The organism is Pseudomonas guariconensis (genome assembly GCF_024127895.1).
Taxonomy (GTDB): domain Bacteria; phylum Pseudomonadota; class Gammaproteobacteria; order Pseudomonadales; family Pseudomonadaceae; genus Aquipseudomonas; species Aquipseudomonas guariconensis_B.
This window is the reverse complement of sequence record NZ_JAMYBK010000019.1, coordinates 24,809-47,938: the sequence shown is the minus strand read 5'-3', so window position 1 is coordinate 47,938 and position 23,130 is coordinate 24,809. Positions and strand designations below refer to the sequence as shown.

The following is a 23,130-nucleotide window of genomic DNA, read 5'->3' as shown; positions in this document are numbered from 1 at the left end:
GGCTTGCCGGCGATGGGCTGCAAGGTAGCCGCAAAAATGACAAAGCGCCGCTTAACTGACCGACATTGGGGCACAGGCTGCTTTTCTCTTGTAGCTTGCCGCTGTTGTCAGTGCACCGGCAACTCGACGCCCGCGAACAGCTCCTCGAGCTCCTGCTTGTTATGGCACTGGATGGCCTTGGCCATCACTTCGCGGGTCAGGTGCGGGGCGAACTTCTCGATGAAATCGCACATGAAGCCGCGCAGGAAGGTGCCACGACGGAAGCCGATCTTGGTGATGCTGGCTTCGAACAGTTCGCTGGCATCCAGGCACACCAGGTCGCTGTCGAGCTTGGGATCGACCGCCATCTTGGCCACGATGCCCACGCCCAACCCCAGGCGCACATAGGTCTTGATCACGTCGGCGTCGGCGGCGGTGAACACTACTTTCGGCGTCAGGCCGCGATGATTGAAGGCCTCGTCCAGCTTGGAACGGCCAGTGAAACCGAATACATAGGTGACGATCGGATACTCGGCGACCGCTTCGAGGGTCAGCTTCGGCAGCTTGGTCAGCGGGTGGCCCTGGGGCACGACCACGCAGCGGTTCCACTTGTAGCACGGCATCATGATCAGGTCGCCGAACAGCTCCAGCGCCTCGGTGGCGATGGCGAAATCGACGGTGCCGTCGGCGGCCATCTCGGCGATCTGCATGGGCGAGCCCTGGTGCATGTGCAGGGCGACTTCCGGGTACTGCTTGATGAAGCTGCTGATCACCGGTGGCAGCGCATAGCGCGCCTGGGTGTGGGTGGTGGCGATCGACAGGGTGCCCTTCTTCTCGTTGGAGAATTCCTGGGCGATCTGCTTGATGCTCTCGACCTTGCGCAGGATCTCGCCAGCGGTATTGATGATGCGCTCGCCTGCAGGGGTGACGCGGGTCAGGTGCTTGCCACTGCGGGCGAAGACCTCGACACCCAGTTCGTCCTCGAGCAGGCGGATCTGCTTGCTGATCCCGGGTTGGGAGGTGTAGAGGCTCTGCGCTGTCGCGGAGACGTTGAGGTCATGGTGCGCCACTTCCCAGATGTAGCGCAGTTGTTGAAGCTTCATAGGTATCCCTCGGATCAGCGGTAGGTCACCGGCAGCTGGCAGCGACGAGATATAACTATATTAGTGGTTCTGGAAATAAATCTAGAACTATTTTGTTACATGCCCGGAAATGACTTACTGCCAGCCTCACGCTTTCCTACGCCCCAAATGTTGGGCCAACGGCACCATGTAGACCGGCACCGGCGACAGCTGCAACAGCCGCACCGCGGTACGGCCGATCGGCACGTCCACCCCCGCCCCCTGGCTGTGGCTGCCGAAGATCAGCAGGTCGACACTCAGGCGCTGGGCCTGCTCGAGAATGACCTGAGCCGGGTCGCCCTGGCGCACCCTGACCGCCCGGATCACGGCCAGGTCGGCCTCCTCGCCCAGTTCGTCGCGAAAGTTCTCCAGTACCCGCTGCTCGATATTGGCCAGCACCGTGTTGACGCCCTGGCTGTGCAGTTCGTCCAGGGTCTGTTCGTCGAGGTAGCTCTGCAGCAAGGATTCGGCGAACTGCCCCATGGGCTCCACCGCGTGAATCACGTACAGCTCTGCATTGAAGGTGCGCGCCAGGGCCAGGGCGTGTTGCATGACGAAGGGCGCGTATACACCGAGGTCGGTGGCATACAGCATGGAATGGATCATTCGACCTCCTCGACTGCCGCTAAGGCAGAGCAAGGTTCAGCTTAGCAGCGCCGCGAACGGCCGCCGTGCCGTCCGGCGCGCTGCCGCCGCGCCCTTCAGGCCGGGCGATTGCGCCGGTCGAGGAAGGTCAGTGCCTGGTACAGCATCTCCATGCGCGGCAGTTGGCATCCGGCCGCTCGCGCCCGGGCCAGCGGCTCGGCATAGATCGCCTGCAACTCCAGCGCACGCCCCAGGGCATGGTCGTGGTACATGCTCGGCCAGTAGTCGGGCATCTGCTCGGTGATGCGCAACAAGTGCTCGGCATACCCTTGCGCCAGCACATGACCACAGGCCTGCGCGCCCTGCATCACCTCGGCCATCAGCGCCTGGATCAGCTCACGGCTGTGCGGGTCGCTCATCAGTGGGGTCGTACTGGCCTGCAGGAGCACCGAAAGGCCGTTGTAGGGTACGTTCCATACCAGTTTCTGCCAGCGCGCCAGGTCGAGGTCATCCATGGCCTGGGAGTCGATACCGGCCGCCTGGAACAAAGCGGCGCCCTCGGCGACAATGGCCGCCCCCGCGTCCTCGGCCGGGCTGCTGTGATACCCCAGGTTGACCGCGCCCAGCGCCTGGTGGCGAATCACTCCAGGCGCCTGGCGATTGACGCAAATGAAGCACAACCCGCCCAGCAGGTGCATGTCCGAGCGCAAGTCCGGGCGCAACTGCGCTTCCACCCCCAGGCCGTTCTGCAGCAAGACCACCTTGGCGCCCGGCGCCGCGGCCTGGACGATCAGCGGTGCCAGTTCGGCATTGCTGGTGGCCTTGGCGCCCACCAGCAGCCAGTCGCACGGTGGCAGGTCGGCAGCCGCGGCATAAGCCTGCACCTTCATCCGCACCTGGCCGTGCACCGCACTCTCCACCACCAGGCCCTGGTCGCGTACGGCGGCATACTCGCTGCGCAACAGAAAATGCACATCGAAGCCGGCGCGTGCCAGCATCACCCCATAGAAGCCGCCAATGGCACCACTGCCGATGATGCCGATCCGTGCATTGCGCATGCTCACCCTGCCCCTTGTCGAAAATACCTATGCTCGTCGTCCGGTTTTTTTACACGTAAATCAGCCGGTTTTCGATCTTTCACTATACTGGAGCGAAGAAGGTCAAATAACCGGCACGGAGTCGGCCATGTGTGGATACCTGCCTCATCCCGAAGACATTCCGGTCGAATTGACCCTGCGTCCATTCCCCAGCCTGTTCCGCCGCCACCTGCATACACTGGGCCTGGGCGGCATCGCTTGCAAGCAGTTGCGCGCCTACCGGCGCGGCATGGCGGTGGAAGTCGCAATTCCCTCCCTGGGCAGCGAGGCCCGCTATCCTGGTTATATCGCCTGGTGTCAGAAACTCGACGAAGGCTACCGGGTGGGCATTGCCTTCACCGATGCCCAGGCACTGTTCGGCGCTCGCATGGGCGAGCAGGTCTGCCAGATTCGCCACTACTGCCTGCAACATCAGCAGCCCGACCTCGACAGCAATGCTGCCCAGGCGTTGGCCGCACAATGGGTCGGCCTGCACGCCGAAGCCTTCTCCGAGGCGAACCTGCACGCCACCTGAGGCGGAAAAAACCAGCCATCCGGTAAAAACCCCGCGCCGACGGGGGCCAGCCCATTGTCGAGCCCCCTGTAACGCGCTAAGGTTCGGCTCCCCGTTGCGAACAATCTTGCTGCTGGGCCGCACGGGGATTGCTGGCGGCCGGCACCCGTGACCTGACGAGTAACACGATGGCTGATTTACCGATCGACGACCTTAACGTTGCTTCCAACGAGACCTTGATCACCCCCGATCAGCTCAAGAAGGAACTCCCCCTGAGCGCCAAGGCCCTGCAGACCGTGACTGCCGGCCGCGAAGTGGTGCGCAATATCCTCGACGGCAAGGACCATCGCCTGTTCGTCGTGGTCGGCCCCTGCTCCATCCACGACATCAAGGCCGCCCACGAATATGCCGAGCGCCTCAAGGCCCTGGCCGAAGAAGTGTCCGACACCCTGTACCTGGTGATGCGCGTGTACTTCGAGAAGCCGCGCACCACCGTCGGCTGGAAAGGCCTGATCAACGACCCATACCTGGACGACTCGTTCAAAATCCAGGATGGCCTGCACATCGGCCGCAAGCTGCTGCTGGACCTGGCCGAGATGGGCCTGCCGACCGCCACCGAGGCGCTCGACCCGATCTCCCCGCAATACCTGCAGGACCTGATCAGTTGGTCGGCCATCGGCGCCCGTACCACCGAATCCCAGACCCACCGGGAAATGGCTTCCGGCCTGTCCTCGGCGGTGGGCTTCAAGAACGGCACCGACGGTGGCCTGACCGTCGCCATCAATGCCCTGCAGTCGGTCTCCAAGCCCCACCGCTTCCTCGGCATCAACCAGGAAGGCGGCGTGTCCATCGTCACCACCAAGGGCAACGCCTACGGTCACGTGGTGCTGCGCGGCGGCAACGGCAAGCCGAACTACGACTCGGTCAGCGTCGCCCTGTGCGAGCAGGACCTGGCCAAGGCCAAGATCAAGGCCAACATCATGGTCGATTGCAGCCACGCCAATTCCAACAAGGATCCGGCCCTGCAGCCGCTGGTCATGGAGAACGTGGCCAACCAGATCCTCGAGGGCAACCAGTCGATCATCGGCCTGATGGTCGAAAGCCACCTGAACTGGGGCTGCCAGGCCATTCCGAAGAACTTGGACGACCTGCAGTACGGCGTGTCCGTCACCGATGCCTGCATCGACTGGAGCGCCACCGAGAAGGCCCTGCGCAGCATGCGCGCCAAGCTCAAGGATGTCCTGCCCCAGCGCCAGCGCGGCTGAGGGCCAGGGCAGGCACGAAAACGCCGGGCATTGCCCGGCGTTTTCGTGTGCGGCGATCGCTCGCCAGAAATCAGACCTTGCTCGACTGGCGCTGCTGGCGCTCCATGTAGCGTTCGACATAGGAGCACGAGGGAATGACCGTGTACCCCATCTGCTCGGCATACTCCAGGGCCCGTTCGGTCAGGGCGGCGGCAATGCCGCGGCCACGCAGGGCATTGGGCACGAAGGTGCGGTAGATGTCCAGCGTCTGTTTACCCAGGTCCATGTACGTCAGGTAGGCACGATGACCGTCCACGTTGGTCTCGAACTGATGACCGGCCTGGTCATGATGGATGGTCAGCGCTTCGCTCATCACTACTCCTCGCAGGTCTTCTCGGCAGACCCTTACCTTGACCGATGATTTTATCCGGCGGAGGAACCTCTACGCCACCCGGTGCCCGATTGGACCGCAGGGCGATCTGGTTCGTTCTGCGGCGCGGCACCCTACAAATAGTAGGCGCCACAAGCGGGATTGCTCAAGGTGCCCGCCGGTAAAAATACGCAAGCCCCACCTTGCCCCCCTGTGCCGGGCACTCGGAACAGCCGCCGGATGTTCCAGGGCTATGACGCCAGCCGACCGTTAAAGTCACCTTTAGTTCAACAAAAAGTTCCTGTTCTACAATCGCTTGCGAAACCCTCTGCACGAGTTTCAAAAATGCCCTACAACCCATGTCGCTTGCCAGGGCTGGCAACATTTTTTTTGCAGTTCTTGCGCTCAGTCAGTTTACTTACTACAAGTAATGGGTACTATGTACGCCGGCCAGTTTCTCTTTTCCGAGAGATGGCTATTTAATAGAAAGTCCTTGAAGGGGAACACGATGAACAACGTTCTGAAATTCTCTGCTCTGGCTCTGGCCGCAGTTCTGGCTACCGGTTGCAGCAGCGTATCCAAAGAAACCGAAGCTCGCCTGACTGCTACCGAAGACGCAGCAGCTCGCGCCCAAGCCCGTGCTGACGAAGCCTACCGTAAGGCTGACGACGCTCTGGCTGCCGCTCAGAAAGCTCAGCAAACCGCTGACGAAGCCAATGAGCGCGCTCTGCGCATGCTGGACAAAGCCAGCCGCAAGTAATAATCCTCACGGATTGTTATGGAGCCGACCCACTAGTGGGTCGGCTTTTTTATTGCCGCGGCAAAAGCGACCGGCAAGAAACTGCTGGGGCCGCTACGTGCTCCTTTCGCGACAAGGCCGCTCCCACAGGTACGGCACTGTTCTGTAAGTCAGCGCTGCACCTGTGGGAGCGGCCTTGTGCCGCGAGAGGCTGCAAAGCTCGATGGCGTGTTAGTTCAAAACACCTTGAGCGTGCTTACTGCAACTCAGGCGGAATGCTCGACACCATCGGCGCGCTAACGTCGGCATTGACCGGCACGGCGATTTCCACCGGCATGCCGTCTTCAGCGGCCACCACATCGCGCACCATGTCCCAGTTCATGCGCAGGTTGTTGGCCAGGTCCTCGCGCTTGAGCAGGGCATTGATGACCGCGGTGTGCTTGTCCACCACCGACGGATCGCCATGGTCGTCCAACGGCGTGTGGGCTTCCAGGTAGACCTTGCCACCACTGATACCGAACTTGTAGGGCTCGTTGATGATGCGTACCGATGTCCCCACCGGCACCATTTTCGACAACTCCAGCACATTGTTGTTGAACATGCGGAAGCAGCCGTGGCTGGTGCGCATGCCAATGCCGAACTTCTTGTTCGAACCGTGGATCAGGTAGCCCGGCACGCCCAGGGTGAACTTGAACGGCCCCAGCGGGTTGTCGGGCCCTGCGGGCACCACGGCCGGCAGGATGTCGCCATCGGCGGCATGCTCGGCGCGGATCGAGGCCGGCGGCGTCCAGGTCGGGTTCGGTGTCTTGGCGGTGATCCTGGTGTTGGCGATCGGCGAACCCCAGCCTTCGCGACCGATGCCCAACGGGTAGGTGTGCACCACGTTCTGCCCTTTCGGGTAGTAGTACATGCGGTACTCGGCCAGGTTGATGACGATCCCCTCGCGCGGGCCCGGCGGCAGGATGTAGCGGGTCGGCAGGATGATCTCGCTGCCGGCGCCCGGCAGCCACGGGTCGATGCCCGGGTTGGCGGCGATCATCTCCAGGTAGCCGAGGTCATTGGCGGTGCCGATGTCGGCGAAGGTGTCCTCGTACTTGGCCTTGATCACCTGGACCTGGCCGACGATGTCCTCACCGGGTGGTGGCAACGGCAGTTCCAGCGCAACGGCAGGGCCCGCTACCAGCAGGGCGGCCAGGGACAGGCTACGGGTGACGGCGGGAAGGCGCGGCAACATCCGGTAAATCCTTCGAAAGATGGGTCAAGAGGGTCGATTGTACACCCACCCCGATACAAGCGGGAGGCATCGACCATGGGCAAGCGTTTCAGATGATGAAAGGCGCTCAGAGTTCCGGCCACACCGGACGCGTGCCACGCCGCTGGGCGTCGAGGATCGCCCGGCACAGCGGGCACAGGCGGCCATCGCGGTAGATGCTGCGCTCGACCATCGACCAGCGCGGCTGGGCCGGCAGCAGGCCGCCGCACAGGGTGCGGTCGGCGGGCGCGCCAAGCTCGAGCTGGCGGGCCACCAGGTGAACGCGAACCTCCTGGCAGGCGAACAGGTCGAGCTGCTCATCGGGCTCGATCAGTTGATAGGCATACAAGGACCAGGCGGGGCGCGGCATCGGGGGCTCTCGGAACGGGGGGCGCAACATTAGCCGAAAGCCCGTCCCGATAAAAGCGTCACAGCAAGGGTTTTATCGCCGGCCAGGCATTTTCCAGCAGGCGCTGCTGCGCCCCCTGGGCCGGATGGATGCCGTCGGCCTGCATCATCTGCGCCACCCCACCGACGCCCTCGAGGAAAAACGGCACCAGCGGCACCTGCTTCTGTGCTGCCAGTTGCTCATAGACCTGGGCGAAGGCCGTGGTGTAGCGCACCCCGTAGTTGGGGGGCAGGCGCATTCCCAGCAACACCACCTTCGCCCCCGCGTCGCGGGAGCGATCGATCATCGAGGCAAGATTTTGTTGCAATTGCTCGGGCGGCTGCCCGCGCAGGCCATCGTTGCCCCCCAACTCCAGCACCACCAGGCTCGGCTTGTGCTCGGCAAGCAGCGCCGGCAGCCGCTCCTGGCCGCCTGCACTGGTGTCGCCGCTGATCGAGGCATTGACCACCTGGTCGTCGTAACCCTCCTCCTCCAGGCGCTGCTGCAACAGGGCAACCCACCCCTGGCGGCTATCCAGGCCAAAACCGGCGCTGATACTATCGCCGACGACCAGCAGCGTTCCCGCCGCCGCGCCCTGGGCCAGGCAAAACAGGGCCAGACCGGCACTCAACCACCACACTCGCATTGGATTCTCCATGGGCCCCAGCATTCTCGTTGCGCAGAACCTTAGCAAAGTGGTCCCCAGCGCGGAAGGCGACCTGACCATCCTCCACGCGCTCTCCCTTTCCCTCGACCAAGGCGACAGCCTGGCCATCGTCGGCGCCTCCGGCTCCGGCAAGTCGACCTTGCTGGGCCTGCTCGCTGGCCTCGACCGGCCCAGCGCCGGCCAGGTCATCCTCGCCGGGCATGACCTCGGCCCGCTGGACGAAGACCAGCGCGCCCGGGTGCGGGCCGAGCACGTCGGCTTCGTGTTCCAGTCGTTCCAGCTGCTCGACAGCCTCAATGCCCTGGAGAACGTCATGCTGCCGCTGGAGCTGGACGGCCGTCGCGACGCCCGCGAACATGCCCGCGACCTGCTGGAGCGGGTCGGCCTGGGCAAGCGCCTGAGCCACACGCCACGCCAGCTGTCCGGGGGCGAGCAGCAGCGGGTGGCGATCGCCCGCGCCTTCGCCGCCGAGCCTGCGGTGCTGTTCGCCGACGAGCCCACGGGCAACCTGGACAGCCACACCGGCGAGCGCATCAGCGACCTGCTGTTCGAGCTGAACAAGGAGCGCGACACCACCCTGGTGCTGGTCACCCATGACGAACGCCTGGCCAAGCGCTGCCGCCGCCTGATCCGCCTGGATGCCGGCCGCCTGGTCGAGCCCCTGGAGCCCTGATGAGCCGCCTGCCCTTCTCCCGCCTGTGCAGCCTGGCCCTGCGCCAGTTGCTGCGCGATGCCCGCGCCAGCGAGGTGCGGGTGCTGTTCTTCGCCCTGCTGGTGGCAGTGGCCGCCAGCACCGCCATCGGCTATTTCGGCGCGCGCCTGAACGACGCCATGCAACTGCGCGCCGGCGAGTTCCTCGGGGCCGACCTGGTGCTGCGGGGCAGCTCGCCGGCCAGTGAGGCGCAGGTCGCCGCCGGCACGGCCGCTGGCCTGCGCCACGCCCGGGTGGTCGAGTTCACCAGCGTGGTGGGCGCACAGGCGGGGATCCAGTTGTCGAGCATCAAGGCGGCCGACGCCAGCTACCCCTTGCGTGGCCAACTGCGCAGCGCCGCGGCCCCCTACGCAGAGGAGTCCCCGGGCGGTGGCCCGGCGCCGGGCGAGGCCTGGGTCGAACCACGCCTGCTGGCGGCCCTGGGGCTGTCGATCGGCGACAGCATCGACGTGGGCATGAAGACCCTGCGCATGAGCCGGGTGCTGACCTACGAACCGGACCGCGCCGGCAATTTCTATAGCCTGACCCCACGGGTATTGATGAACCTCGCCGACCTGGACGCCACGGGTGTGATCCAGCCTGGCAGCCGGGTCACCTACCGCGACCTCTGGCGTGGCGAGCCCGAGGCCCTGGCGCGGTATCGCCAGGCGGTGGCCAAGGGCCTGGCGGCGCATCAGCGCCTGCTCGACACGCGCGACGGCAATCGGCAGATCGGCGGCGCGCTGGGCAAGGCCGAACGCTACCTGAACATGGCCAGCCTGGTGGCGGTGCTGCTGGCCGGCGTGGCCGTGGCCCTGTCGGCCAGCCGCTATGCCAGCCGCCGCCTGGACGCCAGCGCCCTGCTGCGTTGCCTGGGGCTGTCGCGACACCAGGCGCTGGGCCTGTATTGCCTGCAACTGGCAGTGCTCGGCCTGGCGGCGGCACTGGCCGGCGCCCTGCTCGGCTGGCTGGCGCAACTGGGCCTGTTCCGCTTGTTGCAGGGGCTGATGCCGAGCGTGGTGCCACCTGGCGGCATCGCGCCCGCGCTCGCCGGCATCGGCACCGGGCTGGTGGCCCTCGCCGGATTCGCCCTGCCGCCCTTGGCCGCCCTCGGGCGCGTGCCGCCGTTGCGGGTCCTGCGCCGCGACCTGCTGCCGCTGCCACCCAGTGGCTGGCTGGTCTACGGCGCCGCCCTGCTGGCCCTGGGCCTGATCATGTGGCGGCTGAGCCTGGACCTGTTGCTGACCTTCGCCCTGCTCGGTGGTGGGCTACTCGCTGCCCTGCTGCTGGGCGGCCTGCTCCTGCTCGGCCTGCGCAGCCTGCGGCGTTTGCTGGCCGGTGCACCGCTGGCCTGGCGCCTGGGCTTGGGGCAACTGCTGCGCCATCCGCTGGCCGCTGCCGGCCAGGCCCTGGCCTTCGGCCTGATCCTGCTGGCCATGGGCCTGGTGGCACTGCTGCGTGCCGAACTGCTCGATACCTGGCAGGCCCAGTTGCCCAAGGACGCGCCCAACCATTTCGCCCTGAACATCCTGCCCGACGACCGCGAGCCCTTCGCCCGCCAGTTGCAGGCGGTCAATGCCACGTCAGCACCGCTGTACCCGGTGATCCCCGGGCGCCTGACCCATATCAACGAGCAGCCGGTGCGGCAACTGGTCAGCAAGGAGTCCACCGGCGAACGCGCCGTGCAACGCGACCTGAGCCTGACCTGGGCGGCCGACCTGCCCCAGGGCAACGCCCTGAGCGCTGGGCGCTGGTGGGACGCACCGCCACCCGCTGACGGCGTGCCCGGTGTGTCGGTGGAAGCGGAGCTTGCCCAGAGCCTGAAGCTCGAGCTGGGCGACCTGCTCACCTTCGACATCGGTGGCCAGCAGCGCCAGGCCCGGGTCAGCAGCTTGCGCACGGTGCACTGGGACAGCTTCCAGCCCAACTTCTACATGATCTTCCAGCCCGGCACCCTGCAAGGGCTGCCAGCCACCTACCTGACCAGCTTCTACCTGGCGCCGGGCCATGACCAGGAAGTGGTCGCCCTGTCACGCGCGTTTCCGGCAGCGACCATCCTCCAGGTCGATGCGCTGCTGGCCCAGTTGCGCAGCATCCTGGCCCAGGTGACCGTGGCGGTGGAGTATGTGCTGTTGTTCGTGCTGGCGGCGGGCTTGGCGGTGCTGTTCGCAGGACTCCAGGCAACCCTCGACGAACGCCTGCGCCAAGGCGCCCTGCTGCGTGCCCTGGGCGCTGCACGGCCGCTGCTGGTCAAGGCACGGCGGATCGAGTTCGGGCTGCTGGGTGCGGTGAGTGGCGTGCTGGCGGCGGTGGGGTGCGAGCTGATCACCCTGGTCCTGTATCGCCATGCCTTCGACCTGGCCTGGACGCCGCACCCCTGGTTGCTGGTGCTGCCGGTGGCGGGAGCCGTGCTGGTGGGTGCCGCCGGGGTGCTCGGGACGCGACGGGCATTGAATGCCAGCCCACTGGCGGTGTTGCGGGAAGGGTGAGCGCAGGGGGCCTGTAGCTACCCCCCGCTCCCCTCATAGCGAATACGGTTGACGTACCAGGTCGCCTCGCCGGTTGGCGTGTGCACCACGACCTCGTCCCCCTCTTCCTTCTTGAGCAGCGCCCGGGCCATGGGCGAATCGATGGAGATGTAGTCGTTGCGCCCATGGATCTCGTCGTAACCGACGATACGAAACGTCAGGGTCTGCCCCTCGTCGTTCTCGATCTCCACCCAGGCGCCGAAGAACACCTTGCCTTCCTGCTGCGGTGAATAGGCCACGACCTTGACGTCCTCGAGCCGTTTGCGCAGGTAGCGCACCCGCCGATCGATCTCACGCAGCAGCTTCTTGTTGTACTGGTAGTCGGCGTTCTCGCTGCGGTCGCCCAGGGATGCGGCCCAGGTGACCTTCTGGGTGATCTCGGGCCGGTAGACCCGCCACAGGTGGTCGAGCTCCTTCTTCAGGGCCTCGTGACCTTCCGTCGTGATGATGTTGGTGCTCAAGCAGCGTTCTCCTCAGTGCCTCCACGGCCGGCGCAAGCCTGCCGAGGCACCGAGCTTAGCGAAAAATCCCCACGGCGGCACGCGCCTCAGCGGCGGGTGATCAGGCCCTGGCGGGCGATGCGGGTCAGGTGACCGATGACTGCCGCGGCATCGGCCGCCAAGGGGGCTTGGATCACCGCGAGATCGAAGCGATCGTTGGCGTGCTGGGCAAGGCCATCGCAGGTTTCGGCGAACTGGACAAGGAAGGCACGCGCTTGGCCCTTGCGTCGCGACAAGCCGTCGAGGTTACGCAAAAGGGTGGGCTGATGCTGGCCGCCGAGCAGGATGCGCGGTGTACGCGAGGCCTGGTTGGCAGGCAACGGACTCAGGCAGACACTGGTACGTGGGCAACTCATGGAGTATCTCTCCGCCTCGCAGATCCCGCTGGGCAGCGGTGGGAGGCGTCACCGAACCAGCGCTTTAGCGGTATTTCGGATGACCCGAGTGGGTGCCTCCCGCGCCCCGCAAGTAGCTGTTTAAATCGGCGCAGGCGGTATGCTAGAGCGTCAAGCGACAAGATACAAGCCGCCTATTGAAGGTGGCCCAGCCTGGGCGTCGCCCGGCGGTTTTTCGCACGACCCCACGGCATGGAGAAAACCCGCTTCCCAGGGCCCCTGGGAAGCGGGTCAGTCACATCAGGATGCCGTTCAGTCGTGGGCGATCAGCCGGTCCAGAGAGAAGCGACCCGCGCCCTCGATCAGCACCGCCACGGTACCGGCCAGCAGGGCCAGGGCGAACTCGTAGCCGTTATTGGACATGAACAGGCCATTGCCGATGTGCACCGAGAAGATCGCCACCACCAGCGTCACGGTCAGCGCCAGCGCCGCCGGCCGTGCCAGCAAGCCGACCACGAGGGCCAGGCCACCGAAGAACTCGGCGCTGCCAGACAACAACGCCATCAGGTAACCGGGCGCCAAGCCGATGCTTTCCATCCACTGGCCGGTGCCTTCCAGCCCGTAGCCGCCGAACAGACCGAACAACTTCTGGGCACCGTGGGCCATGAAGATGATGCCCACGAGGATACGGATGACACTCAGGCCAAGACCTGCACGGGTAACGAAGATAGCGTTGAGGGGGTTGTTCATGTCAAAGCGTCCTGAGTAAATGTTGGTTGGGATGGGCGCCATATTAATCAACAAATAAGATTCAAAAAGCGCAAATTTACGCACTTACACATCTACAAATTAGATTAATTCAGCGCTTGCCCACCCGCTCCAACGATGCCCGCTCCCGATTGAACGCCAGGAAGTACTTATTGACGCTGTTGACGAAGTTGACCGGCCCCATGCCCATCTGCTCCATGGCGATGCGTTCGGTCTGGAAGAACCATTGGTTGCTGTTGAGCCCTCGTCGCCGGGCCTCGGCACGCATGGCCTGGACCCGCTCCGGCCCCAGGTTGTAGGCGGCCAGCACGAATGCCATGCGCTCGCGTTCGTTGAGCTGGGCGCTGGAGAAGAACTTGCGACGAATCAGCGCCAGGTAGCGGGCACCGGCCAGGACATTGCCATCGACCGTCGCCGTGTTGCTCACCCCGACTCGCCGGGCCGCCGCCGGGGTGATCTGCATCAGCCCATGGGCGCCGCCGCTGCCACGCGCCGCCGGGTTGAGGGTCGACTCCTTGAACGCCAGTGCCGCCAGGTTCAGCCAGTCGATCTGCTGTGCGCTGCCATGTTTCTGCAAGACCGCCCGCAACGACGCCAGGCGCTGCCGGTCGCGACGCGCCAAGGGGTTGTGCACCCGGTACTGGCGCCGGTAGATCCGCTCGAAGGCGGCATCCTGGTTCTGCGGTGCACGGTAGCCGGCCAGGAAGCGATCGACCGTGGCCAGGAGCATGTTCGCGTCGCGCCGCACATACCAGCGTATGGCCTGGGGCTGGCCCAGCTTCAGGCGGGTGTCCAGGCGCAGGCGCGGCATCACCCGGGCCCAGCGCTGGGCGATGGGACGCTCCACCAGCGTCAGGCGATAGATGCCGGCCTGGACCATCTCCAGCACATCCTCCACTGCCAGCGTGGGATCGACCCACTCGATTTTGATCGGCGCACGTTTGCGCAGGGCCAGTTGCTGGTTGAGCTGGCGGACCAACGCACCGGCGGCACTGGCGCTGGTCAACGCAATGGTGCGTCCGGACAACTGCTCCACCCGGCTGAAGCTGCGCTCGCCCTTGCGCCCCACCAGCACCAGCGACACCTGATCGACCACCGGCGCGCTGGCGCTCACGCCGCGCACCAGGCCAGGGTCGAGCAGCTCGCCAGGGGCGGCCAGGTCACCTTCGCCCCGCTGCAGGGCGGCGAGCAGTTGTTCCTTGGCGCGGGGGATGAGCTTGAAGCGGATTGCCTGGCCGTCGCGGGCCCGGGCGTTGAGATGATGTTCGAGGCCGCGCAGGCGATGGTATTCGACGCCTACCGGCTCGCCCTTGACCTCCCCGGAACTGTTGCGGCTCTGGTTGACCAGCACCCGCAGCACCTTGCTCTCACGGATCTGCGCAAGGTCGCGAACCTGGCTGGCCGGCACGTTGTGCTGCGGCCCTGGCAAGCGCGCGCTGGCTGGGCCGGCCATGGCCAGGCCGAACATCAGCAGGAAGGTCAGCAGCGAACGCAGCATGCGAGAACGTGTCCGTGGGCTGTGGGCTGGCGCCATGCAAAAAGGTCCGATCCGTGGCGAATGACCGCAGAAGACCATGACAACCGCTTGAAGTTCTTGGCTTTTTCTGGATTTTCCCGGTTTTTGCTATGCTGGCCGGCCCGCGGCACGAGGTAGCACCATGCAATTGATCGATATCGGCGTCAACCTGACCAACAGCAGCTTCCATGACCAGCAAGCCGCCATCGTCGAGCGAGCCGTGCAGGCCGGCGTGGCACAGATGATCCTCACGGGCACCAGCCTGGCGGTCAGCGAACAGGCCCAGGAACTGGCCGGGCAACTGGACCCTGACGGCCAATGCCTGTTCACCACGGCAGGCGTACACCCCCATGATGCCAGCAGTTGGGACGGCGCCAGCGACCGGCGGTTGCGTCAGTTGCTGGCGCAACCACGGGCCCGGGCCGTGGGCGAATGCGGGCTGGACTTCAACCGCGACTTCTCCCCTCGTCCACAGCAGGAAAAGGCCCTGGAGGCGCAACTGGCCCTGGCCGCCGAACTGCACCTGCCGGTGTTCCTCCACGAACGCGAGGCCAGCGAGCGCCTGTTGGCAATCCTCAAGGACTACCGCGATCACCTGCCCGCCGCGGTGGTGCATTGCTTCACCGGCGAACGCCAGGCCCTGTTCGCCTACCTGGACATGGACCTGCACATCGGCATCACCGGCTGGATCTGCGACGAGCGCCGCGGCACTCACCTGCATCCGCTGGTCGGCAACATCCCCGAGGGCCGCCTGATGCTGGAGAGCGATGCGCCCTACCTGCTGCCACGCAGCCTGCGGCCCAAGCCGAAGAACGGCCGCAACGAACCGGCCTTCCTGCCCGAGGTCCTGCGCGAGGTGGCGTTGCATCGAGGGGAGTCCCTGGAGCACACGGCAACCCATACCACGGCCAGCGCCAGGGCGTTCTTTCGGTTGCCCTGAATCCTGTGGTGCCCCCCAGTCTTCCTTGACACATATCAAGACAACGCCTGGCTTGAGCGGGCACAATGATGGCACCTTGCCAATAATGTTTCCGCTCAACTCAGAGAAGACCTAATGGGTGCCTGGCTTAGCAATATTTCCCTGAAGTACAAGTTCTGGGCCGTCAATGCGGTGGCCTTCGTCACGACCTTGCTGCTGGTGCTCTATGCCGTGTATCTGGAGCAACAGGCCCGGGCCGAGGGCGCCCGCAGCCAGGCCGTCACCGAGGCCTCGCTGATCGCCGCCTGGCCCGCCGGGCAAGCCCTGCCCAGCCTGCCCCACCTGGTCACCTGGCAGGCAGGACAGACACCGACCTTCGCCGGAGAACCCCTCCAGGCCCTGGAGGGTAGCCAAGGCTGGGTCGACCTGCCCGGTGCCTGGCTGCTCGGCGACAACCCGTTGCAGGGGGCCCAGGTGCTGTACCAGGGCGAGCAGCGCATCGCCGTGCTGGCCCAGTCGCCCAGCCTGCGCCAGGTATTCTTCGAGCGTTTCGGCAACTATGCCGTCTGTGTCCTGGTCCTGATGCTGGCCATGCTGTGCGCCTCGCAGTTGCTGATCCGCTTCCTGCTCAGCCAGCTCAACACCCTCAAGGACGTGATGCTGCACGTGGAGAAGACCGGCGACCTGGCAGCTCGCGTGCCGCTGTCCTGCGGCGACGAAGTCGGCCAGATGGCAGGCGCCTTCAATGCCATGCAGGCCACCTACCATCGCGTGGTCAGCACCGTGGCGCGCACCGCCGCCCAGCTCGACTCGGGCGCCGCACGCCTGGCGGCGAGCATGAACGAAGTGCGCCACGGCATGATCGGCCAGCAGAGCGAGACCGACCAGGCGGCCACGGCGATCAACGAGATGTCCGCGACCGTTCACCACATCGCCCAGCACGCCGGCGCCACCCGCGACCTGTCGCAGACCGCCGACAGCCTGGCCGGCAGCGGCCAGCAGGTCGTCAGCCGGGTGCAGGACTCGATCGCCGGGCTGTCCAGCGGTGTGCAGCAGACCGCCGAAATGATCCACCAGCTGGCCGAGGACAGCCAGCGGATCAACGGCGTGGTCGGGGTGATCCACAGCATCGCCGAACAGACCAACCTGCTGGCCCTCAATGCCGCCATCGAAGCGGCCCGTGCCGGTGAGCTGGGCCGCGGCTTCGCCGTGGTGGCCGATGAGGTGCGCAACCTGGCCAAGCGCGTGCAGACCTCCACCGACGAAATCACCGGCATGGTCTCGGCCTTGCAAGCCGGTACCCGCGATGCAGTGGAGTTCATGCAGGAGAGTTCGTACAAGGCCGACGATTGCGTCAAGCAGGCCCAGGAAGCCGGCGAAGCCCTGGCCGAGATCACCAGCGCCGTGGCGCAGATGCGCGAAAGCAACACGCAGATCGCCGTCGCCGCCGAGCAGCAGAGCCAGGTGGCCGAGGAGATGAACCGGGCGGTGGTGAGCATCCGCGACGTCACCGAGCAGACCGTGCAGCAGACAGTCGGCTCGGCCACCACCAGCGTCGAACTGGCGACCCTGGCCGGCGAACTGAACAAGGCCATTGGCCAGCTCAAGCTATAGCCGCCATAGCCCGCCTCGATTGGCCCTCGCCCGAGGGCCGCACTAAGCTTTGGACATGAGCCAGAGGAAATGTCCATGAGCAAACGCCTGCCCAACCTGCCCGCCTGGCAATGGCGCGGTTATCACAACAACCACCGGCACCCGGCCAACCTGGTGCTGCACCTGATTGCCGTGCCGCTGTTCATCCTGGGCGTGCTGCTGGTGCTCTCGGGCCTGTTCGGCCTGGACCTTTCCCAGATCGCCGTGGGCATCATCGCCCTGGCCGCCAGCCTGGGCCTGCAGCGCCAGGGCCATCGCCTGGAAGCCGAACAACCGGAGCCCTTCGCTGACCGCAAGGATGCCGTGCAACGCCTGCTCACCGAGCAGTTCATCACCTTTCCGCGCTTCGTCCTCAGCGGCGCCTGGTGGCGCGCCTGGCGGGAGCGGCACAAGCATCGGCGCTGAAAACGGCGGGTATCACCTTTTTAGGGGCTGCTTTGCAGCCCATCGCCGGCAAGCCGGCTCCCACAGGGTGGACTGCCCTCAAGAAGTTGGACACCGATCCAGCTTTTGGGGGGCAGTCCAGGGTGCGAGTCGGTCATAAAGGATACGGCTTGCAGGCACATGTGGGAGCCGGCTTGCCGGCGATGGGGCGCGAAGCGGCCCCAAATGGCAACTGAAACGCTGAACTGACCGGCACCGGCTCAGGAGCCAACGCCGGAGCCCTAGGCAAACACCGTCACCGTCTGCCGGCTCAATGCCAACAGCTCGCCCTCGGCCGTCCACAGGGCCGCCGAGGCGTGCCCGTAACCATCGCGGGCATGCTCGGTCTCGACACAGTAGCGGCACCAGTCCAGGGTCGACAGCCGTGGCGTAGGCTGGACGAATTCGATGGTCCAGGTCAGCGTACTGCCAGCGGCAGGCCGCTTGAGGCTGGGCAACAGGCTGGGCGGCCAGGCGTCAACCAGGGCCAGCAGGTGCGCTTCGTTGACCGGCTCCTCGGCGACATCGCGCAAGCGCACCCAGCCGCCCATCTGCCGCGAGGCATCGCCGGTGAACGGCAGGCCGCCAATGGCCCAGCGCAAGGCCACATGGCGCATGAATTCCGGTGTCACACCCTGGATGTAGGGCAACTCCGCCGCAGCCTGCTCCAAGGGTTTCATCGGCACCGCTGGCAGCGCCGAAAACTCGACCTCCGACGCCCGCCCGACACCGAAGCTGCCCTGCACCAAGGTCACCACCTGGCCATCCTGCACGGCGCGCCCCAGCAGTGTGCTGACCGCCTTGCCCTGGCGCAACACCTCGACCTCGAAGCGGATCGGGACCTCCGGCGCGGCGGGGCCGACGAAGGTGATGGCCAGCGAACGCACCGGACGGGCATCGTCGAGCCTGGCGCGCATGGCCTCATAGACCAACGCGGCCATCAGCCCACCGAACGCGGCACGCCCCTGGGCCCAATTGGCCGGCACGCTGACCGCCTCGGGGCGCTCGCGCACGGCGGCAAGCAATTGCGTGAAATTCATGGCGTCCTTTCGCTCCTGCAGAAAAATCGGCTACGTCGATGCTCCCGATCTTAGCCAGCGAGCCCCCTCCTGGCAGCCCGCATATCGGTCAATTCTGGCGGCTATCGACGCGCCAGGGCCGCCAGCAGCACCTCCAGGGTGGCATCGGCCTTCTGCTCGGCCTCGTGCAGCTCGCGCTCCCAGGCGGCCTTGCACGGCGCCAGGTCCGCATGGTCGCGGGCCTGCAACAGCCATTGCAGGCGATCGTGCCATTCGCCCAGGTCGCCCTGGGCCCGCTTGAGCAGGCGGCGCAGCTTCTTCCCGGCCGAGTCCAGCTGCGGATAGGCCTCATCGCCATAGCGCACGCGCTTGATCAGCAAGCGCAAGCGGTGGCGGTCGTGGGCAGGGTCTTCCAGGGCCTTGCGCAGCTTGCGCCATTGCTTGTCCAGGCGCTTGTCGATGCGTTTTTCCAGGCCGCGAGCCAGGCCTTCGCGGTCGCAGGCACGCAGAAACAGCGGGAAGCTGTCGAGAATGGCCAGCACACGGTCGAGCTGGCGGCTGCCGGCCACGCTGGCGAATGTCCGCGCCCTGCCCTCCAGGCGCCGTTGCCCGGCCTGCTCGTGGCCCTGCCTGAGCAACTGGGCCGCCAGCACCTCACGATCGCGCAGGGGCGTGGTCAGGGTGCCCAGGGACTTGGCCGCCCCCTCCAACTGGTCGACACCTGGCAGCCCGCGCAAAGGGCGCAGCAGGCTGCGCAGCCGCCGCAGGGCGATGCGCAGGTCGTGCAACGCCTCGCTGTCGACATCGGCGGCCAACCGCTCGCGACAGGCCAGCAGGCGCACCTGCAGGGCCAGCACTTGGGTGATCACGTGATCGAGCATGGCGGACATACGACGCTCCTCGTTCAGCGCCCGGCGCGAGACTCACGGATATAGAAACGCGCCTTCTGCGCCTTGCTGGTGCACCCTTCGAAGGCCTCGAACTGCTGCTGGGTCTTGGCCCCGGTCAACAGCGACAGGGCCTTGGAATAACTGACGGTGCCGGCGAAGCCTTCGGCCTTGGCCAGGTCGAGTTCCTTCCAGGCGGCATCCAGCTGGGTCGCGCAGCTGTCACGGTAGGCCGTCTTGCCCGCGCAGCCAGCAAGGGCCAGGGCGATCAGGGGAAGGCAGATCCAGGCTTTCATCGGTAGTAACCTCGAAGGTGAAAAAAGTGTGGCCATTCGACGCCCAGGCAAACGAAAAGTGCCCTGCTCAGCGTAGCCCAGCACGGTGTACATTGAAGCATGGGCCGCAATGGGTGCATTGTTGGACCATGGTTGCACAGCCGTGGGGGAGACATCATGAGCAAACGCGTGGCATTGGTCCTGGGGTCGGGTGGCGCCCGGGGTTACGCGCACATCGGCGTGATAGAGGAAATCGAACGGCGCGGCTACGAGATCGCCTGCATCGCCGGCTGTTCCATGGGAGCGGTGATCGGTGGCATCTACGCCGCTGGCAAGCTCGACGATTACCGCAACTGGATCGAGAGCCTGGACTACCTGGACGTGCTGCGCCTGGTGGACGTGAGCTTTCGCCTGGGCGCGATCCGTGGCGACAAGGTGTTCGGGCAGATCCGCAAGATCGTCGGCGACGTGAACATCGAGCAACTGTCCATTCCCTATACCGCGGTGGCGGCCGACCTCACCAACCAGCAGGAAATCTGGTTCCAGGAAGGCTGCCTGCACCAGGCCATGCGTGCCTCGGCGGCGATCCCCAGCCTGTTCACCCCGGTGATGCAGGGCAACCGCATGCTGGTGGATGGCGGCATCCTCAATCCGCTGCCGATCGTCCCGGTGGTGTCCAGCCACTGCGACCTGATCATCGCGGTGAACCTCAACGCCACCAACCAGAAGCAGTACCAGTTGCCGGTGATCGAACGCCCGGCGGCGTTCAAGATGCGTTTCGATGCCCTGATCAGCTCCCTGGGCTCGCGCCTGCCCTTCCGGCGCAAGCCGGCGGAGGAACTGATGCGCATCGAGCAGGAGATCGTTGCCGAGGGCCTGGGGCGGCCCAACCCCTGGCTCGCCGATTCGGCCGATCCGGAAAGCCAGCAACCAGCGGCGGCCCCGGAGAGCGACGGCGCCCCCCGCTCCGCCACCGGCTCGTTCATCATCGACAACGTTGGCCCGGCCTCGCTGCTCGACCTGATCAACCAGAGCTTCGAGGTGATGCAGACGTCCCTGGCCCAGTACAAGATCGCCGGCTATCCACCGGACGTGCTGATCAACGTACCCAAGCGGGTGTGCCGGTTCTTCGAGTTCTACAAGGCACCGGAGCTGATCGCCCTGGGGCGGGAGATTGCCAGGGATACCCTGGACAACTACGAGGGAGAGCGGCGGTGAGCCCGCGGAAGCTCAAGGTGTTCGGCTTGCCGGCGATGGGCTGCAAAGCAGCCCCAAGAATGGACCGGGACAGGTAGCACTGGGACAGAAACGAAACAGGCCGCATACGCGGCCTGTTTCGTTGGAGGGATGCACTCAGTAGCGAGTGATCTCGGCGTTGGCTTCCAGCTGCTTGCGGTAGGCCGCGAAATCCTGCTGGCCAGCGCGCGAGGCGAGGTAGCGACGGATCTGCTCCTTCTCCTCGTCGGTAGCCGCGGCACCTTCGTTGACGCCCTTGAGCTGCAGCAGCACCAGGCTGCCATCGGCCAGGACCACGCTGCCATAGACCGGCTTGTCCTTGGCCTCGGGCTTGGCCAGGCGGAACACCGCCTGCAGTTCAGCCGGGTCGATACCGTCCTGGCCACGGGTGACGGCCTCCTGGACCTTCCAGGCCTGGCCCTCGACCGCAGCGTCCGGCGTCCGGGAGCCATCACGCAGTTCGGCAATCAGCTTGTCGGCCTTGGCCTTGAGCTCGGCGATCGCCTTCTCCTTGGCCAGGTGCTCGTGGATGCTCTTGGCCACGGCGTCCAGCGGCAGTTGCTCGGGCTTGCGATGCTCCTTGACGCGCAGCACGACCACGGTCTCCGGGTCCAGCTCGATGGCGTTGCTGTTGGCGCCTTCGTCCAGCACCTCCTCGCTGAAGGCGGCCTGAATCACCGCACGGTTGGCAGTGATGCCTTCGCCGCCTTCACGACCGAACGGCGCCGAGGTCTGTACCTTCAAGCCCAGGTCCTGGGCCGGCTGGGCCAGGTCGGACGCCTCGAAGGCAGCATCTTCCAACTGCTTGGTCACTTCCACGAAGCGCTGCTCGACCTGCTGGGTCTTAAGCTCGCGGGTCAGCTTGTCCTGCAGGCTGGCGAAGGTCGGTACTTCCGGCGCCTCGACGCCCAACAGCTTGATCAGGTGGTAGCCGAACTCGGTACGCACCGGCGCCGAGACCTGCCCCTCGCCCAGCTTGTACAGCGCCTCCTCGAAGGCCGGGTCATAGACGCCGGGGCCTGCGAAACCCAGGTCACCGCCACTGCTGGCCGAACCCGGATCCTGGGAGAACTCCTTGGCCAGCGCGGCGAAGTCTTCACCCTTGGCCAGGCGCTGCTGGATTTCCTCGATGCGGGCCTTGGCCTGGGCATCGGAGGTCTTGTCGTCGACCTCGATGAGGATGTGCGCGGCATGGCGTTGTTCGGCCAGGTTGGCGATTTCCTTCTCGTAGAGGTTCCTGAGCGCGTCCTCGTCGACCGTGACCTGGTCGAAGAAGGCCGACTTCTTCAGCTCGATGTAGTCGATGACCACCTGGTCGGGGGTCATGAACTCCTTGGCGTGCTGGTCGTAGTGCGCCTTGACCTCGTCGTCGCTGACGTGGGCCACGGCCGCGTCGGCCTTGAAGGTCAGCGAGGCGAAGTCGCGGGTCTGTTTCTCCAGGCGGGCGAAGGCCTCGACCTGCTTGTCGGTGACGAAGCTGCTGCCGGCAAGGCCGGTGCGCAGCTGCCCGATGAGCATTTCCTCGGCCAGCATCTCGCGGAACTGCATGCGCCCGTAGCCCATCTGGCGAATGACCGAGTCGAATCGTTCGGCACTGAACTTGCCGTCGACCTGGAACTCTGGCGTCTGCAGGATCAACTGATCCAGCGCGGCCTCGGAAAAGGCGAACTTGGCATCCTCGGCGCCCTGCAACAGCAGCTTGCGGTCGATCAGCCCCTTGAGCGCGGCTTCGCGCAGCATTTTCTCGTCCAGCAGCGCTGGGTCGAAATCCTTGCCCAGCTGTTGCATCAGCTGGCGGCGCTGCATGTCGACAGCCTGGCTCAGCTCGTTCTGGCTGATGGTCTGGCCGTTCACCTTGGCGGCGTCCTGGCTATGGCTGGTGGCCTGGAAAATGGCCTCGAAGCCGGTCAGCGCCATCAGCACGACGATAAGGCCGATGATGGTCTTGGCAATCCAACCTTGTGAATTGTCCCTGATATTCTGCAGCATGCGTCCCCCAGAAACGGTTGTACCACTGCGTCGACAACCGCGGAGCGTGGGTAGAATCCTGATAGAAGAAAGGCGCATCCTGTGGATGCGCCTTTTCAAAGCGAGCGTGCCAACGGGAACGTTTGCGCCCCCTTCGTCACGCGGTCGGGCCTGGCGTGACCAGGTCCGGCTGAAAGAGACGACTTAGTTGACGGCGTCTTTCAGGCCCTTGCCAGCCTTGAAACCTGGAACCTTGGCGGCAGCGATCTTGATCGCCTTGCCGGTCTGCGGGTTGCGGCCGGTACGCTCGGCGCGCTCCTTGACCGAGAAGGTACCGAAGCCAACCAGTACAACATCGTCACCTTGCTTCAGGGCGCCGGTGACGGATTCGATGACTGCGTCCAGCGCACGGCCGGCTACAGCTTTCGGGATGTCAGCGGATGCGGCAATAGCGTCAATCAGTTCCGACTTGTTCAC

General features: G+C 65.4%; 25 protein-coding genes. 9 read left to right on the top strand and 16 right to left on the bottom strand.

The genetic code is table 11. The annotated features are described in order from the left end of the window. Positions 1–107: 107 nt before the first annotated feature. The 3 genes from cysB to NJF35_RS18260 form a co-directional block, all read right to left on the bottom strand. Entirely contained in the window at positions 108–1,082 is a 975-nt protein-coding gene (gene cysB, locus NJF35_RS18270; protein ID WP_225790172.1) for an HTH-type transcriptional regulator CysB, read from the bottom strand. A gap of 126 nt (positions 1,083–1,208) precedes the next feature. Then, a complete protein-coding gene (locus NJF35_RS18265) occupies positions 1,209–1,706 on the bottom strand; it encodes a universal stress protein (RefSeq protein WP_225790171.1) in 498 nt (165 codons plus the stop codon). Between the two features lie 95 nt (positions 1,707–1,801). Beyond that, entirely contained in the window at positions 1,802–2,743 is a 942-nt protein-coding gene (locus NJF35_RS18260) for a putative 2-dehydropantoate 2-reductase (protein ID WP_253091353.1), read from the bottom strand. A 127-nt stretch (positions 2,744–2,870) separates the two neighbouring features. On the opposite strand from NJF35_RS18260, the gene NJF35_RS18255 reads away from it, so the two are divergent. Both NJF35_RS18255 and NJF35_RS18250 read left to right on the top strand, forming a co-directional pair. Further along, entirely contained in the window at positions 2,871–3,296 is a 426-nt protein-coding gene (locus NJF35_RS18255) for a PilZ domain-containing protein (protein WP_253081326.1), read from the top strand. Positions 3,297–3,463: 167 nt separating this feature from the next. Further along, positions 3,464–4,540 carry a 3-deoxy-7-phosphoheptulonate synthase gene (locus tag NJF35_RS18250; RefSeq protein ID WP_225790168.1) on the top strand — a complete coding sequence of 359 codons (1,077 nt, stop codon included), beginning with the start codon at positions 3,464–3,466 and terminating at the stop codon, positions 4,538–4,540. A gap of 70 nt (positions 4,541–4,610) precedes the next feature. Here NJF35_RS18250 and NJF35_RS18245 read toward each other — a convergent pair whose 3' ends face one another. Beyond that, positions 4,611–4,892, bottom strand: a complete 282-nt coding sequence (locus NJF35_RS18245) for a GNAT family N-acetyltransferase (protein WP_225790167.1) — start codon at positions 4,890–4,892, stop codon at positions 4,611–4,613. 505 nt (positions 4,893–5,397) lie between these two features. Here NJF35_RS18245 and oprI point away from each other — a divergent pair. After that, positions 5,398–5,649: an outer membrane lipoprotei OprI gene (gene oprI, locus NJF35_RS18240; protein ID WP_003259780.1), complete on the top strand. Its 252-nt coding sequence runs from the start codon at positions 5,398–5,400 to the stop codon at positions 5,647–5,649. A gap of 235 nt (positions 5,650–5,884) precedes the next feature. Here oprI and NJF35_RS18235 read toward each other — a convergent pair whose 3' ends face one another. From NJF35_RS18235 to NJF35_RS18225, 3 genes are all read right to left on the bottom strand, one after another. After that, complete coding sequence (locus tag NJF35_RS18235; protein ID WP_253081327.1) at positions 5,885–6,862, bottom strand: L,D-transpeptidase family protein; 978 nt, start codon at positions 6,860–6,862, stop codon at positions 5,885–5,887. Positions 6,863–6,968: 106 nt separating this feature from the next. Next, positions 6,969–7,250, bottom strand: a complete 282-nt coding sequence (locus tag NJF35_RS18230) for a hypothetical protein (protein WP_253081328.1) — start codon at positions 7,248–7,250, stop codon at positions 6,969–6,971. 58 nt (positions 7,251–7,308) lie between these two features. Beyond that, positions 7,309–7,914: an arylesterase gene (locus NJF35_RS18225; RefSeq protein ID WP_253091352.1), complete on the bottom strand. Its 606-nt coding sequence runs from the start codon at positions 7,912–7,914 to the stop codon at positions 7,309–7,311. Between the two features lie 10 nt (positions 7,915–7,924). Here NJF35_RS18225 and NJF35_RS18220 point away from each other — a divergent pair, with 10 nt between their 5' ends. Both NJF35_RS18220 and NJF35_RS18215 read left to right on the top strand, forming a co-directional pair. Further along, on the top strand, positions 7,925–8,608 hold the full coding sequence (locus NJF35_RS18220; protein ID WP_225790163.1) for an ABC transporter ATP-binding protein: 684 nt from the start codon (positions 7,925–7,927) through the stop codon (positions 8,606–8,608). Then, positions 8,608–11,115, top strand: coding sequence for an ABC transporter permease (locus NJF35_RS18215; protein WP_253091351.1), 2,508 nt, complete (start codon positions 8,608–8,610; stop codon positions 11,113–11,115). Before NJF35_RS18220 ends, NJF35_RS18215 begins: the two co-directional genes overlap by 1 nt. A 17-nt stretch (positions 11,116–11,132) precedes the next feature. On the opposite strand, the gene greB is transcribed toward NJF35_RS18215, so the two are convergent. The 4 genes from greB to NJF35_RS18195 all read right to left on the bottom strand — a co-directional run bounded on the left by greB (position 11,133) and on the right by NJF35_RS18195 (position 14,255). Beyond that, entirely contained in the window at positions 11,133–11,615 is a 483-nt protein-coding gene (gene greB / locus NJF35_RS18210; RefSeq protein WP_225790161.1) for a transcription elongation factor GreB, read from the bottom strand. 86 nt (positions 11,616–11,701) lie between these two features. Then, positions 11,702–12,010, bottom strand: a complete 309-nt coding sequence (locus tag NJF35_RS18205; protein WP_225790160.1) for a hypothetical protein — start codon at positions 12,008–12,010, stop codon at positions 11,702–11,704. 291 nt (positions 12,011–12,301) lie between these two features. After that, positions 12,302–12,739 carry a DoxX family protein gene (locus tag NJF35_RS18200; protein WP_225790159.1) on the bottom strand — a complete coding sequence of 146 codons (438 nt, stop codon included), beginning with the start codon at positions 12,737–12,739 and terminating at the stop codon, positions 12,302–12,304. A gap of 109 nt (positions 12,740–12,848) precedes the next feature. Beyond that, complete coding sequence (locus tag NJF35_RS18195; RefSeq protein ID WP_253081330.1) at positions 12,849–14,255, bottom strand: transglycosylase SLT domain-containing protein; 1,407 nt, start codon at positions 14,253–14,255, stop codon at positions 12,849–12,851. 160 nt (positions 14,256–14,415) lie between these two features. Here NJF35_RS18195 and NJF35_RS18190 point away from each other — a divergent pair, with 160 nt between their 5' ends. The 3 genes from NJF35_RS18190 (at position 14,416) to NJF35_RS18180 (ending at position 17,250) form a co-directional block, all read left to right on the top strand. Beyond that, entirely contained in the window at positions 14,416–15,213 is a 798-nt protein-coding gene (locus tag NJF35_RS18190) for a TatD family hydrolase (RefSeq protein WP_225790157.1), read from the top strand. 114 nt (positions 15,214–15,327) lie between these two features. Then, positions 15,328–16,806, top strand: coding sequence for a methyl-accepting chemotaxis protein (locus tag NJF35_RS18185; RefSeq protein WP_253091350.1), 1,479 nt, complete (start codon positions 15,328–15,330; stop codon positions 16,804–16,806). Positions 16,807–16,881: 75 nt separating this feature from the next. After that, complete coding sequence (locus NJF35_RS18180; RefSeq protein WP_225790155.1) at positions 16,882–17,250, top strand: Mpo1-like protein; 369 nt, start codon at positions 16,882–16,884, stop codon at positions 17,248–17,250. A 260-nt stretch (positions 17,251–17,510) separates the two neighbouring features. Here NJF35_RS18180 and NJF35_RS18175 read toward each other — a convergent pair whose 3' ends face one another. From NJF35_RS18175 to NJF35_RS18165, 3 genes are all read right to left on the bottom strand, one after another. Next, positions 17,511–18,308 (bottom strand): acyl-CoA thioesterase, encoded by a 798-nt coding sequence (locus tag NJF35_RS18175; protein ID WP_225790154.1) that lies wholly within the window; start codon positions 18,306–18,308, stop codon positions 17,511–17,513. Positions 18,309–18,409: 101 nt separating this feature from the next. Then, positions 18,410–19,177 (bottom strand): CHAD domain-containing protein, encoded by a 768-nt coding sequence (locus NJF35_RS18170; RefSeq protein ID WP_225790153.1) that lies wholly within the window; start codon positions 19,175–19,177, stop codon positions 18,410–18,412. A gap of 14 nt (positions 19,178–19,191) precedes the next feature. Continuing rightward, positions 19,192–19,470 (bottom strand): hypothetical protein, encoded by a 279-nt coding sequence (locus NJF35_RS18165; protein ID WP_225790152.1) that lies wholly within the window; start codon positions 19,468–19,470, stop codon positions 19,192–19,194. Positions 19,471–19,626: 156 nt separating this feature from the next. Here NJF35_RS18165 and NJF35_RS18160 point away from each other — a divergent pair, with 156 nt between their 5' ends. Then, a complete protein-coding gene (locus NJF35_RS18160) occupies positions 19,627–20,667 on the top strand; it encodes a patatin-like phospholipase family protein (protein ID WP_253081333.1) in 1,041 nt (346 codons plus the stop codon). A gap of 135 nt (positions 20,668–20,802) precedes the next feature. Here NJF35_RS18160 and NJF35_RS18155 read toward each other — a convergent pair whose 3' ends face one another. Continuing rightward, complete coding sequence (locus NJF35_RS18155; protein ID WP_225790150.1) at positions 20,803–22,674, bottom strand: SurA N-terminal domain-containing protein; 1,872 nt, start codon at positions 22,672–22,674, stop codon at positions 20,803–20,805. Between the two features lie 183 nt (positions 22,675–22,857). Beyond that, entirely contained in the window at positions 22,858–23,130 is a 273-nt protein-coding gene (gene hupB, locus NJF35_RS18150) for a nucleoid-associated protein HU-beta (protein WP_011533117.1), read from the bottom strand.